Source organism: Streptomyces aureocirculatus (assembly GCF_000720475.1).
Taxonomy (GTDB): domain Bacteria; phylum Actinomycetota; class Actinomycetes; order Streptomycetales; family Streptomycetaceae; genus Streptomyces; species Streptomyces aureocirculatus.
The window spans coordinates 60483-73806 of record NZ_JOAP01000049.1; the positions used below are offsets into that span (position 1 = coordinate 60483).

The 13324-nt window shown below is 68.3% G+C and carries 10 protein-coding genes and 1 pseudogene; 4 read left to right on the top strand and 7 right to left on the bottom strand.

The window, feature by feature from the left end; all coding sequences use genetic code 11:
• Positions 1-6: 6 nt before the first annotated feature.
• The 5 genes and pseudogenes from IG78_RS0133585 to IG78_RS0133605 form a co-directional block, all read right to left on the bottom strand.
• Positions 7-1842, bottom strand: coding sequence for a lasso peptide isopeptide bond-forming cyclase (locus tag IG78_RS0133585; protein ID WP_030570752.1), 1836 nt, complete (start codon positions 1840-1842; stop codon positions 7-9).
• A 26-nt stretch (positions 1843-1868) separates the two neighbouring features.
• Entirely contained in the window at positions 1869-1979 is a 111-nt protein-coding gene (locus IG78_RS48580; protein WP_107055052.1) for a keywimysin-related RiPP, read from the bottom strand.
• An 819-nt stretch (positions 1980-2798) separates the two neighbouring features.
• Positions 2799-2942, bottom strand: a pseudogene (locus tag IG78_RS46670) (mycothiol transferase); the annotation flags it as partial.
• 84 nt (positions 2943-3026) lie between these two features.
• Positions 3027-4169: a sensor histidine kinase gene (locus IG78_RS0133600; protein WP_051853165.1), complete on the bottom strand. Its 1143-nt coding sequence runs from the start codon at positions 4167-4169 to the stop codon at positions 3027-3029.
• Positions 4162-4857 (bottom strand): response regulator transcription factor, encoded by a 696-nt coding sequence (locus tag IG78_RS0133605; protein ID WP_030570758.1) that lies wholly within the window; start codon positions 4855-4857, stop codon positions 4162-4164. The genes IG78_RS0133600 and IG78_RS0133605 overlap by 8 nt, the downstream gene beginning before the upstream one ends.
• An 87-nt stretch (positions 4858-4944) precedes the next feature.
• Here IG78_RS0133605 and IG78_RS0133610 point away from each other — a divergent pair, with 87 nt between their 5' ends.
• Positions 4945-6102 carry a lipid II:glycine glycyltransferase FemX gene (locus IG78_RS0133610; protein ID WP_030570771.1) on the top strand — a complete coding sequence of 386 codons (1158 nt, stop codon included), beginning with the start codon at positions 4945-4947 and terminating at the stop codon, positions 6100-6102.
• Positions 6103-6114: 12 nt separating this feature from the next.
• Here the strand turns inward: IG78_RS0133610 and IG78_RS0133615 are convergent, their stop codons facing one another.
• Complete coding sequence (locus IG78_RS0133615; protein WP_030570774.1) at positions 6115-7458, bottom strand: UDP-N-acetylmuramoyl-tripeptide--D-alanyl-D-alanine ligase; 1344 nt, start codon at positions 7456-7458, stop codon at positions 6115-6117.
• Between the two features lie 127 nt (positions 7459-7585).
• On the opposite strand from IG78_RS0133615, the gene IG78_RS0133620 reads away from it, so the two are divergent.
• From IG78_RS0133620 to vanX, 3 genes are read left to right on the top strand one after another with little or no spacing between them, the layout of a single operon-like run.
• Entirely contained in the window at positions 7586-8575 is a 990-nt protein-coding gene (locus tag IG78_RS0133620; protein ID WP_030570777.1) for an NAD(P)-dependent oxidoreductase, read from the top strand.
• On the top strand, positions 8568-9608 hold the full coding sequence (gene vanA-Sc / locus IG78_RS0133625) for a D-alanine--(R)-lactate ligase VanA-Sc (protein ID WP_030570780.1): 1041 nt from the start codon (positions 8568-8570) through the stop codon (positions 9606-9608). The genes IG78_RS0133620 and vanA-Sc overlap by 8 nt, the downstream gene beginning before the upstream one ends.
• A 14-nt stretch (positions 9609-9622) precedes the next feature.
• Entirely contained in the window at positions 9623-10231 is a 609-nt protein-coding gene (gene vanX, locus IG78_RS0133630; RefSeq protein ID WP_063760840.1) for a D-Ala-D-Ala dipeptidase VanX, read from the top strand.
• A gap of 64 nt (positions 10232-10295) precedes the next feature.
• On the opposite strand, the gene IG78_RS0133635 is transcribed toward vanX, so the two are convergent.
• On the bottom strand, positions 10296-12842 hold the full coding sequence (locus tag IG78_RS0133635) for a discoidin domain-containing protein (protein ID WP_225882325.1): 2547 nt from the start codon (positions 12840-12842) through the stop codon (positions 10296-10298).
• Positions 12843-13324: the final 482 nt, after the last annotated feature.

A 13324-nucleotide genomic window follows, 5' to 3' on the forward strand; every position in this document is an offset into this window, starting at 1 on the left:
GCGGGCCTAGCGGGGACGGGTGGGGGGCAGGCCACGAAGCCATACTTCGGCGGCGATGGTGGAGTAGAGGATGGCGTCGCGCAGCCCGGGAGCGGAGGGCCGCTGCGCGAGGCGGCGCAGCGCCTCCCCGTCGACCAGGCCCAGTCGTTCCAGCCTGGAGTCCTCCCACAGGGCCAGCAGGTCGGCGCGGTGCCGACGCAGTCCGTCGGCGGCGTCCATGGCTGCGGCGGCCTTGGTGGTGCGCCGCAGGCATGTCTCGGGCACGATGCCGTGCATCGCGGCGGTGAGGACGGGCTTGTACGCCCAGGGCGTGACGCGTTCGTCCGGCCGGATCGCGAGACACTCCTCGATGACGCGGTCGTCGAGGAACGGCGATGCCATGGGGACGCCGGCGCGGGCCGCCATGCGGTCCCACTGGCGGATGATGCGGGTGCAGGCGCGGATCTGTTCCAGGTCGGTGTGCAGGCCTCGGTCCGGGTGCAGCGGCGTGACCGTCGAAGCGGCCTCCAGGGCCCGTCGCGCCATGCGTTCGGCGTCGGTCGTGACCCAGTCGAAGAGGCGTGGCGGCATGCCCCAGCCGAGACTGGTGGTGACCGTGGCGGGCAGCGGTTCGCGCAGGTGACCGGCGGCGTCGGCGAGGCACCTCCCGTACGGGCGGGAGTCGGCCAGGGCGCGGACCGTGCCGCCGAGCGGCCACTGCCACAGAGCTCGGAAGCCGCGCAGTTGCCGCAGCGCGAACAGCGGGCGGGTGCGCGCCAGTCGGTGGTAGTACGCCTCCGAGCACCAGGCCACGTGGTCGCCGCCGATGCCCGTGAGGTGCAGTCGGCTGCCCCGCTCCGCCATGGCCGGCAGGTGGTGAAGCACCCGCGAGCGGTCCATGACGCCGATGGTCGGTTCGTCCAGCAGGTCGTCGATTCCCAGCAGTTCGTCGTAGACCAGCGGTGAGGCATCGGCGTCCCACACCACGTGCTCGACGTCGGGCAGGTGCTTCGCCGCCTGCTCGGCCCAGTACAGATCGGTGTCGGCCGGATCGCGTCCCGGCCAGGTGCTGGCCACCACCTTGGCGGGCGACCGGTCGGCCAGGAAGCAGATGGAGGTGGAGTCCATGCCGCCGGACAGGTCGCAGCTCACCACGCCGCCTTGCCGGGTGCGGGCGTCGACGGCCGCGGTGAGAGCGTCGCGGACCAGCGGGGCGCCCTGGGCGAGCGTACGGACCGGCTCCGGCGGAGTCCACCAGCGCGAGTGGCGTGCGGTCCGTCCGTCCGCGGCGACCATCAGCGCGTCCTGCGGTGGCACGGCGGTGACAGCACGCCAGAGGGACGTCTCGGAGAGCGGATAGGGGACCGGCCACAGCAGCCGGACGGCGAGTTGTTCCACGTCGGGGGCGTGGCCCAGCGCGGCGGCAAGGGTGTCGGCCCGGGTCGCGGCCACCCGCACGCCGTCCACGGCGGCGTGGAAGACCAGCCGGAGCCCGGACGCGGTGCCCTGCACCCTGAGCCGCTGGTCCATGGCGGCGACGAGGTGGAAGCTGCCGGGCAGGGAGCGGGCGAACGCGTCCAGCTCCGCCAGGTCGCGCAGTCGTCCGGCCCGAGCCATCAGTTCGGCGGCGTCGACGGGGCAGCAGCCGACGACGGCCAGGCCGGTGCGTCCGGCGTACGCCGTGACGATCTCCTGGTCGTCCCACTGCCCCACCAGCCACGGTCGGCCGGAGGGATGGGTGAGGACCCGTGCTTCGGGGTGTGCGAGGGATCGGGCCACGGCGGCCGCGTCCTCACGGTCGTTGAAGACCGCGAAGTGCGCGTCGCCGGGGCCCTTTCCCGCACTCTCGTGCAGTTCAGTCATGACGTTGGGTCAGGGACCGTCGGTCGTCAGTTCTTGCTCAGGATGAGCCGGTCATTGCCGTGCCGCTGCAGAAGCCCGGTCTTCTTGCGGAACGTCCCGAGCCGGACGAGTGCCGGCGCTTCGTAAACCTTCTTCATGACCTCTCCTCAGGTTGAGGATCAACATCCACTTCCCTGGCCGACGGCGCACAGGGCCACCGGCCTGCCGGGGCTCATCGGGAACCCCGGGGCGAGAAGCGGGCGTGACAACTAGCTAGGTGCATGACCGGATAGCGTGGCAAGACCACGCACGCATATATGACAATATGATAATTACGAAAACGGGCAGGCCCCCGCGTCGCCGCTTTCGGTTTTCACCAAAAACACACGGCTCCTCAGCGCCGTACAAGCCTTGGGGAAAAACGTTTCGAACAGTATTCTCGCAATACTGTGACGGCTGTGACAGAGAGATGACGGCCACGGGCGGACGGAGCCGCCGGGGCGTACTCGGCTCTTGCGCCGCACTCCCCCGCTCCCGATTCCGCCCTTCATCACCTCCGATGCGCCGTCCTCCGCAACGATCGACAGCGTCGGGGCGGCCGGATCAGGCCGAGCGGAACAGTTCCTCCGCATTGCCGGAGGAGAGCGCCTGGGTGACGGGAGTGGCGACGCCCGGCAAGATCTAGACGTCGATCCCGGCGCCTGGTGCCGTGATATCTGCCCACCCGGGACGTCTCACGAAGGTGCCTCAGCGCCCCTCGACCTCGACCGGCCCGTCGCGGTCATATTGCTGGGCATCCTCAACTCGTACTCGACACGGACGAGGCACTGGAGATCGTTCGCATGACCTGGTAGACACGAGCGTTCCGTTGCATCCACCGGTCAGCACGGATTTCGCCGTTCGGCTCCGGCCGCAGTCGGCCGCGAGTGATGCGAACCCAAAGGTTGTCCCGCAATGCGTCGGCAGTCTCTGGAGACTCACTCACCGGTCTCGCCGTCGATGAGCTCGCGCGCGACATCGAGGTGACCGACGTGCCGGGCGTACTCCTGGAGCAAGTGGAAGAGGATCCGTCCGAGCGAGGGCGCTTGGTCGGGTGTCTTGAAGCGGCCCCCGAGGCGTGCCGTGTCACTCCTATCCACCCGGAGGAGAAGTCAAGGAGTGGACGGTAGCCGCCGACATGTCCGGCAGATCCATCGCTGCCGGTCTTATGGCTCGGGAAGTGTCGGGCGGCCCCGGTGGGTTGCCTGTGGGTGGCTCGGGGCGCACCCTGCTGATGCCGCGGGCAATTCCACGGTGATGCGGAGCCCGCCGGCAGGGCGTGGGGTAAGCGTGAGGGTGCCGTCGTGTGCCTCGGTGATGGTCTTGACGATGGCCAGGCCCAGGCCGACGCCTGCCTGGTCGGTGTGGATGCGCTCGGTGCCGCGCTGGAAGGGTTCGGTGAGGGTCGCGACCAGTTGTGGGGGGAGCTGCTCGCCGGTGTTCTCGACGGTGAGTACCACGGTCTTGGGGCGGACGCCGGTGTGGACCCGGACGGTGCCCCGTTCCGGCACGTTGTGGACGATCGCGTTTTGTACGAGGTTCGTGGTGAGCTGCAGCAGGAGCGCGGGCGAACCGGTCGTGGGCGCGATGTTGCCGCTGGTCTCGAGGGTGACACCGTGCTTTTCCGCGAGCGGGTGGAGCGTTTCGGTTGCTTCCTCAGCGACGAGGGACAGATCGACGTGCTCTCGGGTGAAGGACCGTTGGTTGGCGCGGCTGAGGAGGAGCAGCGCCTCGGTGAGGTCGATGGCCCGGGTGTTGACAGTGTGAAGGCGGTTGACGAGTTCGCCGGTGTCGTGGTGCGGATCGGCGCGGGCGACGTCGATGAGTGTCTTCGAGATCGACAGCGGGGTACGCAGCTCGTGCGAGGCGTTGGCAGCAAATCTCTGCTGTTCCGCGACGTGTGCTTCGAGCTTCGCGAGCATCGTGTCGAAGGCGTCGGCGAGTTCGCGGAACTCGTCCTTGCGGCCCGGCAGACGGATCCGGTGGGACAGCGCTCCGGCCGCGGCCGCCCGGGTGGCCTGGGTGATGCGGTCCATGGGCGCGAGCATGCGTCCGGCGAGGATCCAGCCTCCCAGGAGCCCGAAGACCAGGAGGAACACCATGACCGCGGCTGCCGTCGGTGCGAAACCGCGCACGAGTTCGGTGCCCGGACTCTGTGTCCAGGCTCCCTCTTCGTTGGTCCGCAACCATCCCTCGCGCAGCAGGAAAAGCCCCGCGGCGCCGAGCAGCAGGGCCCCAGCGAGCATGAGGAATCCGGCGTAGCTGAGGGTGAGCTTGAGGCGGACGCTCGGGCCGGACCTCCTATCCACGGCCACCGCTCCCGCGCCCGGTGCCGGGTGTCGTGTCGATGCGGTAGCCGACGCCCGGCACGGTGGCGATGAGCCAGGGTTCGCCAAGGCGTTTACGCAGGGCGGAGACCGTGATGCGTACGGCGTTGGTGAACGGGTCGGCGTTCTCGTCCCACGCGCGCTCCAGGAGCTCTTCGGCGCTGACGACACCGCCTTCAGCGGCGACGAGGACTTCAAGGACCGCGAACTGTTTGCGGGTGAGCGCGATGTAGCGGTCGTCGCGGTAGACCTCGCGACGGAACGGATCGAGGCGCAGCCCGGCGATCTCTCGCACCGGCGGCCGGTTGTGGGCGCGCCTGCGATCGAGGGCCCTGAGCCTGAGCACGAGCTCCAGGAGTTCGAAAGGTTTCGTGAGGTAGTCGTCGGCGCCGAGTTCGAACCCGGACGCCTTGTCGTCGAGCCGGTCGGCCGCGGTGAGCATGAGGACGGGCATTCCGCTGCCGGAGGCGACGATGCTTTTGGCGATCTCGTCGCCGGAAGGGCCGGGAATGTCACGGTCGAGGACGGCGATGTCGTAGGTGTTGATATTCAGTAGTTCCAGAGCGGTATCGCCGTCTCCGGCGATGTCGGCCGCGATCGCTTCCAGGCGCAGGCCATCGCGGATGGCTTCTGCCATATAGGGCTCGTCCTCGACGATCAAGACACGCATGTCCTCAAGGCTACGAGTCATCTCATATGGTCGGCGTATCGAAAACCGCATACGTGTTGGCAACACCCCGCAGCCTTGGCTGGTGGCATGTCCTACAGCGAACCAGTACGCGCACCAGCCGGGAGTCTTGTCGTCAGGCCGATCGGCGCCGCCGAGCATGTGGCGTTCGTGCGGGCCCAGCGGTCGGTCAGCTTTCTGCAGACCCCGGCGTGGGGCCGTGTCAAGACCGAGTGGCGCAGTGAGTCCCTCGGCTGGTTCGAGGGTCGGCGCCTGGTGGGTGCCGGGCTCGTCCTGCATCGTCCGGTGCCGCGGCTCGACCGTTTCACGCTGGCGTATCTGCCCGAGGGCCCGGTCATCGACTGGGGCGGTGAGATCGGTGCGTGGCTCGATCCGCTGGCGGCGTACCTCAAGAAGCACGGTGCGTTCGCGGTCCGGGTCGGCCCGCCGGTGGTCACGGACACCTGGAGTGCCGCCCAGGTCAAGGAGGGCATCGCCGATCCGGGCATCCGGCGGCTGACCGACCTGCCGGGACAGTGGGGCGATCCGGTCGGCGCCCGTGTGAGCAGCGGGCTCAAGGACGCGGGCTGGCTGCCGCAGAACCCGCGGGACGGGTTCGGGGTCGGGCATCCGCAGTTCAAGTACGAGGTCCCGCTGGCAGGCAGGACCGAGGCCGAGCTGCTCAGGGGCATGAACCAGCAGTGGCGGCGCAACATCAAGAAGGCGGCCAGGGAGGGCGTCGAGGTCACGGTCGGCGCCGGGGGCCCGGAAGACCTCAAGGCGTTTCATGACCTCTACGTCCACACTGCCGAGCGCGACCGCTTCACACCCCGGCCGCTGCGCTACTTCGAGACCATGTTCGCGGCGCTGAGAGCCGAGGGCCTCGAGCGGATCACGCTCTACCTGGCCCACCACCAGGGTGACTTGGTCGCCGCCTCTGTCCTGGTCCGCGTCGGAGCCCACGCGGTGTACGTCTATGGTGCCTCCGCCACCGAGAAGCGCGAGGTGCGCGGCTCCAACGCCTGCCAGTGGGCGATGATCCGCGACGCGCTCGCGGCCGACTGCGACGTCTACGACCTGCGCGGCATCACCCCCACCCTCGACGCCGACGACCCGCACGTCGGCCTGGTCCGGTTCAAAGTCGGCACCGGCGGCCAGGCGGTGCGGTACGTCGGCGAGTGGGATCTGCCGCTGCGGCCGATGGTCTACCGGGCCTTCGACCTCTATATGAGGCGGCGCGGACGCTGATCGCCCAGTTGGCTACGGGAGCGCGGCGGCGACTTCGTTGAGGCGTGCCCCGCGGGAAGCCTTGACCAGCACCACATCGCTGGCGGCGAGGCGGTCGCGCAGCCAGTCGACGGCCGCGTCGTTGTCGGCAAGGACGATCGCTTGCCCTCCCGCGCCGTCTGCGATCGGCCGGGCTGCCGGGCCGACGGCGGCCACCACGTCGGCCCGGGCGGCGGCGTACTCCCCGACGGCGCGGTGCTCAGCCTCGCTGTCGTCGCCGAGTTCGAGCATTTCGCCAAGCACGGCGATGCGACGCCCGCCCTCGATGGCCGCCAGCGCGTCCAGGGCGGCGCGGGTCGAGTCGGGGTTGGCGTTGTAGGAGTCGTTGAGCAGCGTCGCCCCGCAAGCGAGGCCGCGCGGCTCCATCCGCCACGGCGACAGCGAGGCGGTGGCCAGCCCTGCGGTGGCCACATCGAGGGGAACCCCGGCCGCAAGTGCTGCCGCCGCGGCAGCCGACGCGTTGAGCGCCTGGTGGGCGCCGACGAACGGCAGCGTCACGTGAGCGGAGGTGGCGGTGGTCCGCAGCGTGCAGGACGGTCGGCCGAGCCGGTCGAGCGCCAGGTCGAGTACCCGTACGTCGGCGTGGGTCACCCGGCCGAAGGTCACCACCGGACCGTCGGTGAGCGCGCGCATCGCCGCCACCCGAGGATCGTCGGCGTTGAGGACGGCGGTGCCGCCGGGCGCGAGCCCCTGCACCAGTTCGCCCTTGGTCCTGGCGATGGCGGCGCGCGAGCCGAACTCGCCGAGGTGGGCCACACCGACGTTGAGAACGACGGCGATGTCGGGCGCGACCAGGCCGGTGAGTGCGGCGATGTCACCGACATGGCGGGCTCCCATCTCCAGTACGAGGAACCGGGTGGCCGCCTGGGCACGCAGCATGGTGAGCGGCACACCAAGCTCGTTGTTGAGGGAACCGACCGTGGCGACCGTCGGCCCGGCGCCCGAAAGCACGGCCGCCAGCAGGTCCTTGGTGCCGGTCTTGCCCTGCGAGCCGGTCACCCCGACGACGGTCAGTCCGACACGCAGCCGGGCCACGACATGGGCGGCGAGCATCTGCAGCGCGGTCTGGACGTCCTCGACGACGACGGTGGGCAGCGGCGTGGCCTGGGATCCGAGCACGGCCACCGCTCCGGCACGCCCGGCCTGTTCCGCGTAGTCATGGCCGTCGGCGTGCTCGCCAGCGAAGGCGACGAAGAGGCCGCCCCGCTCGGCCTGCCGACTGTCGAGCACGGCCGGCGCGCTCACGGTCACGGAGCTGTCGCCCTCGGCCTTTCCGCCAACGATTTCGGCGATCTCGCCGAGGCTGAGCGGGATCACGCCAATTCCCGGGACGTCATGTCCGGTGTTCTGTAAGTCATGCCTCCAGTCAAGGCAGTGGGACGTATCACGGGCGTATCGAAAACCACATACCCTCCGGCAACAGCACGCCGCCTTGACTGGAGGCATGACCCACAGCGAAACGACCCGCATCACCATGTACGGGTGCGGCCCGGACGAAGCCGTGCTGTTCCGCGAACTGGCGCCCGGCCTCGGTGTGCAGCCGACCATCACCGACGCACCAGTGTCCGAAACCAATACTGACCTGGCCTCCGGAAGCCGGTGCATCAGCGTCGGCCACAAGACGCCCATCACTCATGCCACGCTGCGTGCGCTCAGCCGAGCCGGCGTGGGCTATATCTCCACGCGGAGCATCGGCTGCAACCACATCGACGTGGAATACGCGGACAGTGTCGGCATCTTTGTCGAAAACGTCTCCTACTCGCCGGACAGCGTGGCCGACTACACGCTGATGCTCATGCTGATGGCGGTACGGGACGCGAAAGCCATGGTTCGGCGTACCGACATGCACGATTACCGACTGAGCGATGTGCGCGGAAAAGAGCTGCGCGATCTTACCGTCGGGGTGATCGGGACAGGCCGTATCGGCACGGCGGTCATGGACCGGCTGCAGGGTTTCGGCTGCCGAATTGTGGCCCATGACAATCGTCCCGTCGATCGTCCCGGGACCTCTGTCGAGCACGTTCCGCTCGATGAACTGTTGCGGTGGAGCGACCTGGTCACTCTGCATGCCCCGCTCACTGCGGCCACGCACCATCTGCTGAATCGGCGGCGCCTGGCGCGGTTGAAGAACGGTGCGCTGATCGTCAACACCGGACGTGGTGCGCTCATCGACACCGAGGCACTGGTGCAGGAATTGGAAAGCGGCAGGCTGGGCGGTGCGGCGCTGGATGTCATCGAAGACGAGGAAGGCATCTTCTACGCCGACTGCCGGGACAAACCCATAGAAAGCAAAGTGCTGTTGCGGCTGCAGGAGCTGCCGAACGCTCTCATCAGTCCGCACACCGCCTACTACACGGACCACGCCCTGCGCGACACCGTGGAGAACTCTCTCACCAACTGTCTGACATTCGAAAGCAGGAATCAGCATGGCTAGGCTGAAGGTCGGCATCATCTTCGGGGGCCGTTCCGAGGAGCATCCCGTCTCCGTCAAGTCGGCGCGTGAAGTGGCCCGGAACCTCGATCTCAAGAAGTACGAACCCTTCTACATCGGGATCACGAGGAGCGGTGCCTGGAAGCTCTGTGACAGTCCCGACGCGGAGTGGGAGAACGGCAACTGCCGTCCCGTCGTCCTGTCGCCGGACAGCGACGTGCACGGACTGATCGTCCTGGGGCAGGGAAACTACCGGACGATCCGTCTGGACGTCGTTTTGCCCGTGCTGCACGGCACGCTCGGCGAGGACGGCGCGATGCAGGGCCTGCTCGAACTCTCCGGCATCCCCTACATCGGCTGCGACATCCAGAGTTCCGCTCTGTGCATGGACAAATCCCTTGCCTACGTCGTCGCCCGGAGCGCGGGAATCGCCACACCGAATTTCTGGACCGTCACGGGGGACGAAACCATCGATCCCGCCCGGCTCACCTATCCGGTCTTCGTGAAGCCGGCCCGATCCGGTTCCTCCTTCGGCGTCACCAAGGTGTCCCGGGAAGATGAGCTTCCGAGTGCGCTGGAAACGGCACGGCAGTATGACGCGAAGGTACTGATCGAAGAGGCAGTCGTCGGCAGCGAGATCGGCTGCGCCATCCTCGGGAAGGAACCGGAGCTGATCGCGGGCGAGGTTGACCGCATCGCGCTCTCACACGGATTCTTCAGGATCCACCAGGAAGACGCCCCCGAGGCCGGTTCCGACAACTCCATGGCAATTGTGCCCGCCGACATCCCGGAAGAGTCACGGCTACTCGTGCAGGAGACGGCCAAGGCCGTGTACCGCGCCCTGGGATGCAGCGGACTTTCGCGGGTGGACATGTTCCTCAAGGAGGACGGAGAAGTCGTCCTCAATGAGGTCAACACGTTTCCCGGCATGACCTCGTACAGCCGTTATCCGAGGATGATGGCAGCCGCAGGACTGCCGCTTTCCGAAGTGATCGACCGGACGGTGTCCCTCGCCTTGACAGGAAAAATCCGATGAAGTCGACGAAGCCGGTGAAGGGCGGCTTTGTCTTTGTGGACGAGCTGACGTCCGGGATACGCTGGGATGCCAAGTACGCCACGTGGGACAACTTCACCGGCAAACCGGTGGACGGATACCTGGCCAATCGAGTCGTTGGTACGAGGGCTCTCTGCGCGGCCCTGGAACGGGCCAGAGAACAGGCCAAAACACTGGGCTTCGGCCTGCTGCTCTGGGACGGCTATCGCCCGCAGCACGCCGTCGACTGCTTTCTGCGTTGGTCGCAGCAGCCGGAGGACGACCGGACGAAGTCGCGGCATTATCCCAATATTGACAGGGCGGAGATCTTCGAGAAGGGATATGTGGCCGCCAGGTCAGGTCACAGCCGGGGCAGCACCGTCGACCTCACGCTCTATGACTTGGCCACCGGTGAGCTCGTTCCCATGGGCGGCGACCATGACCTGATGGATTCCATATCGCATCATGGCGCACAAGGGATCACACCTACCGAAGCACGGAACCGGCAGCACCTGCGTTCCCTCATGGAGGCTTGCGGTTTCCGTGCGTACGAGTCCGAGTGGTGGCACTACACGCTCGACGACGAGCCTTATCCGGACACCTATTTCGATTTCCCGATCACGTAGGACGCCGAGCTCGCCTCCTGGACGAGCGGACGGCCGTGCGGGCGAATGCCGGGCCTACGCGCGGTCAGCCCACGGTGATCATTCGTGCCTTGCTCGGTACCCCGGCGGCGTCGAGTGCGAACAGCAGGTAGCCGCCGGGCAGTGCCACCCCCGGGTCGGAGGGGATGTCGAGGGTGTACGACGTCGCGCTGTTACGGGTGAAGGTGAGCGGCACACGCCGCTGGTCGTTGTCTGTGGAGTGGGTCGCCGCGCCCGCCCGCACCAGGGCGAACTTGGTGACCGCCGAGTCCGTTGTCACGGGCACGGTCGCCCCGTGGGACACCCGGGTGGGCACCGTGCCCGTGATGACCGGTCGCTTGCGCTCGGTGCCGTCGGCGTTGAGCAGGTAGGGCGGAGTGAAGATCGCCCCGTCGGCGTGGTTGGTGGCGCAGTCGCCGCACAGGCCGCCGCCCCCGGAGAAGATGCGACCGTCGGGCAGCAGATTGGCCACGCTGTGATAGTTGCGCGGTACGGGCATGCTCGCCATCCGCGTGAACCGCCCTGTCGCCGGGTCCCATATCTCCGGTGTGAGCGCCGAGGTCGCGTCGCTGAACGGAACCGGATAGGACTGTCCGCCGAACACGGCGACCTTGCCGTCCGGCATGACCACGCTGTTGCTGAAGGAACGGGCGTAGTCCATGTCACCGGTACGCGCGGCGCGCGGCTGGCCGCCCGTACCGAGGTCGACCGTGTAGGCGCGCCGGGTGGCCGTCGTGTTCTCGTAGGCGGTCGCGCCGCCGAGCGTGAGCAGTTTGCCGATGTCGTACGCGACGGCGTTGCCGTTCATGGCGTCCGCGCTGTCGGCGCGCGTGCCGGCGGCCGCGAGGGAGCCGTTGCCCTGGGTGGAGATCCAGTTCATCTGCTTGCTCGGCCCGAGGTGGAGGACCCGGCCGTTCGACGTCGCGTGCAGCCACTGGTGGTTGTCGGCCCGGTAGGGTCCCCCGGGGTCGCCCGTCATGGTGTCGGTCGCCGGTACGCCGGACAGCTTGCGCCAGCCGCCGGTGGTCGGCGACCAGACCTCGCCGTCCTTGCTGACGCCCGGATCGCCGCTCCAGGAGCCGCCGAGGACGAAGGCGTCGCCGTTGGAGAGCAGGGTCATGGCCTGGTAGCCGCGGGCGATGTTCATGTCGGTCGTGGACGACCAGCCGTCGGTGGCCGGATCGTAGATGCTGGCCCGTTCGGCGTTGCTGCCGCCGGTGACAAGGACCCGGCCGTCCTTCAGGACCGCGATGCCGGGGCAGAACATGTCGTGCTTGGTGTTGTCGACGCGCCGCTGGGTGACGGCTCCCGTGCCGAGGTCCATGATCGCGGTCTGGGTGTAGCCGTTGCTCCCGCCGAAGCGGTCGATGCCGTACGCGGACCAGGCGAGCAGCTTGTTGTTCGGCAGCAGGGCGGTGGCTACGGGAACCAGCGGGAATCCGGTGACCCGGCCCCAGGAGCCGGAGGTCGCCGGATTCGCCGGGGCGCTCAGACGGATCTCCGCCGCCGAGGACCACGGCCCGCGCCCGCCCGCCTCGGTGGTCGCCGTCAGCCGTACGTACCGCGCGCTGACGGTGCGGGAGAAGGTGGCGCCCTTGACGGTCTCGTCGTCCTTCCAAGTGCCGCTCGCGACGGGTGCCCCGAACGTGGTGCCGTCCGTACTGGTCGTGACGGTGTAGGCGCCGACGCGGCCGTTGGCGCCGGACTTGCGCGGCTGATAGGAGAGGGCCGAGACGTCGCGGGCGCTCTTCATGTCGATGGTGATGCTGTGCGGCAGGGGTTGCGGGGTACCGGAGTAACGACTGTGCCAGATGGTGTCCGCGTCGCCGTCAAGGACGTTCGCGGCCCTGTCCGGCGAGTTGCTTGTCTCCTCGTCGCTCGCCGTCGCGGTCCAGCCCGTCCGCGGCAGGTCGACCACGGAGGCGGGCGAGCCGGGGTCACCGAGGAGGTTGATCTCGGCTGCCGACGACCACGGGCCGCGGTTTCCTGCCTCGCTCGTCGCGGTGAGCCGCACATAGCGGGCGCCCTGTGCGGCGAAGCTCAGGGTCTTGGCGGCCGCGTCGTCGCCGAGGGTGCCGGAGGCTACGGCCGAACCCCAACTCGTACCGTTGGCACTCATCTGGATGGTGTACGAACCCACCCTGCCGTTGGCGCTGTCGGTGCGCGGTTGGTAGACGAGGGCGGATACGACAGCGGTACGGTGCATGTCGATGGTGATGCTGTGCGGCAGGGGTTGCGGGGTGCCGGAGTAACGGCTGTGCCAGATGGTGGCGTTGCTGCCGTCGAGCACATTCGTGGCGCGGCCGTCCTCGGACGCCGTCTCCTCGTCGCTCGCGGACACGGTCCAGCCGCTCCTCGGGAGTACGGGGGCGGTCGGTTCCATGGCGTCGGCCGGTACCACCGGCTCGTGCGGTGCTGCCATCGGATGCCGCGGGTCGGGTGCCTCGGCGCGCACCGCGCCGTTGGTGGCGGTGGCCGGGGCGACTCCGGCGAGCGGAAGCAGCGCGGCGATGACGGCGGCCAACGCGAGGGCTATGAGGCCGGTGGATCTGAGTCTGTCGGGTGGAAAGGGCTTGAGCAGACGGGTCAGCATGGTGTCCCCCCATAGGTGCGCGAAGATACGCAGATGAGGGCATGACCATGGCAACGGGGTGGAGGTGTGTAAAGGGTGTTCTCACGCCAATCGGCTCGTGTCTAGGCAGACCCGTCGGTCTCGTACGGCCCTCGGGCGAGCACGGGGCAGAAGGCGGCCGCCGATTCAGGCGGGCGTCGGGCTCAACGGGTCACCGGATGTTCCCTGCTCAGCGCCGAGAGCGTGTCCCCCCGGGCCGGGTCCAGGAGATACCGACTTCATTCGCCCTCAACCCTCTGTTGCTCTTCGCTGCCTTCACGAAGCGGATGTAGCGGACGTCCTCTTTGGAGCGGCCGCCCACATTGAGCCGTGCCTCGTGCCGGACAGTGACCTTGCTGCCGCCCAGAAGCGACGGTGACCGTCCCGGCTCTCCGAAATCGACTCTTCCGGCCAGCGCGGGCGGCGATGCAGCGACGTGTGGCGTCTTCACATCGGCTTGGGCC

Coding starts and splice junctions, on each gene's coding strand:
- IG78_RS0133585 (WP_030570752.1), bottom strand. CDS start 1,842: ATGACTGAACTGCACGAGAGTGCGGGAAAGGGCCCCGGCGACGCGCAC.
- IG78_RS48580 (WP_107055052.1), bottom strand. CDS start 1,979: ATGAAGAAGGTTTACGAAGCGCCGGCACTCGTCCGGCTCGGGACGTTC.
- IG78_RS0133605 (WP_030570758.1), bottom strand. CDS start 4,857: ATGCGTGTCTTGATCGTCGAGGACGAGCCCTATATGGCAGAAGCCATC.
- IG78_RS0133610 (WP_030570771.1), top strand. CDS start 4,945: ATGTCCTACAGCGAACCAGTACGCGCACCAGCCGGGAGTCTTGTCGTC.
- IG78_RS0133620 (WP_030570777.1), top strand. CDS start 7,586: ATGACCCACAGCGAAACGACCCGCATCACCATGTACGGGTGCGGCCCG.
- vanA-Sc (WP_030570780.1), top strand. CDS start 8,568: ATGGCTAGGCTGAAGGTCGGCATCATCTTCGGGGGCCGTTCCGAGGAG.
- IG78_RS0133635 (WP_225882325.1), bottom strand. CDS start 12,842: ATGCTGACCCGTCTGCTCAAGCCCTTTCCACCCGACAGACTCAGATCC.